Annotated in this window: 1 protein-coding gene; it reads left to right on the top strand. The window is 36.0% G+C overall.

The window, feature by feature from the left end:
- Positions 1-656 (top strand): phage portal protein (locus NZ579_08230; GenBank protein ID MCS7299923.1); only part of this gene is annotated, 656 nt, incomplete at both ends.

Genomic DNA, 656 nt, shown 5'->3' with positions numbered 1-656 from the left:
GCACTCAAAAATGTATGGGTTGTCAGTGCTATTGAGGCGATTTGCGAGGCTTTAGTTCAGATGGGTATTAGAGGTGCTGATGCCGAAGTCTTTGATAGAGGCATTCTATCTAGAAGCGAACTTATTAAAATTATCACTTACGATCTTCTATTGAATGGAAACGCGTATCTATTAAAAACCGATGTCGCTGGCAAACTGGCTTTAGTTCCATTAGAACCTACTAGGGTGCGAATTCAAATTAACGAGCAAATAAAGGTCTCATATAACGATACGCCTATTAACTACGATGAACTCATCCATATAAGAAATGTAATACCAAACGAATCTGGAAACGAGCGTTTTCTACTCGGAGATAGCGTTATAAAACAAATCATAGATATAATCATCCTTGACAATAAAATAGTTCAGTTAAACATTGCAAATGTAAGCACTAATAACCTTACGCTAATTGCTAGTTTCAAAGAGTTTGTTGATGAAAGCGTTCTAAAGAGGCTTGAATCACATATCAAAAGAGAACTTGAGCAAAACAAAAAACTACAATTCCTTATCTCTCCTGTTCCTATGGATGTAAAAGAAATACAAACAAACTCAGAAATGCTTTACATCCAAACACAACGGGAGAATGCGATAAAAATACTTTCAGTCTTCCGAATTCC

It is taken from the genome of Spirochaetota bacterium, assembly GCA_025061835.1.
Classification (GTDB): Bacteria; Spirochaetota; Brevinematia; order DTOW01; family DTOW01; genus SKYB106.
The sequence above is the reverse complement of the archived record's forward strand: the minus strand, read 5'-3'. Positions and strand labels throughout refer to the sequence as shown.